This is a genomic window from Brevundimonas sp. (assembly GCF_036963785.1).
Taxonomy (GTDB): Bacteria; Pseudomonadota; Alphaproteobacteria; order Caulobacterales; family Caulobacteraceae; genus Brevundimonas.
The window spans coordinates 563-1,077 of record NZ_JBALUS010000014.1; the positions used below are offsets into that span (position 1 = coordinate 563).

1 rRNA gene (cut by a window edge) is annotated in these 515 nt (G+C 48.3%); it reads right to left on the reverse strand.

The features are described from left to right. Nucleotides 1-234 (reverse strand): 16S ribosomal RNA (locus V7672_RS15220) (its annotated part extends 562 nt beyond the left edge of the window); the annotation flags it as partial. Nucleotides 235-515 lie beyond the last annotated feature (281 nt).

Below are 515 nucleotides of genomic sequence, written 5' to 3' on the forward strand. Positions count from 1 at the left end.
ATTACCCCACCAACTATCTAATCTAACGCGGGCCAATCCCTTCCCGATAAATCTTTCCCCCGAAGGGCTTATACGGTATTACTCTCAGTTTCCCGAGGCTATTCCGTAGAAAGGGGTATGTTCCCACGCGTTACTAACCCGTCCGCCGCTCGGTCCCGAAGGACTGCGCTCGACTTGCATGTGTTAGGCCTGCCGCCAGCGTTCGTTCTGAGCCAGGATCAAACTCTCAAGTTGAAAAGCATCGCTGCTTATCCTTGACGTCGAACCTCTGCACATCAAACCTGCATCACTTACTGAATGATACAGGCGTTTTTCTCCGTTTGAAGTGCTTAAAGTTACCAAAGTAACCGAAAGCCGTCCAAACAGTGAAGCTGACACCGAATAATCGCTAAGCACCTAAGTGCGTCGCTATCGGCGCGATATGTAGAGGTTGATCCATCGAATGAACCAAACCGCCCACATATCTCTTCAGATATCTAATTTTCAAAGAGCGTTGAGACAAAAGAAACCAAGAT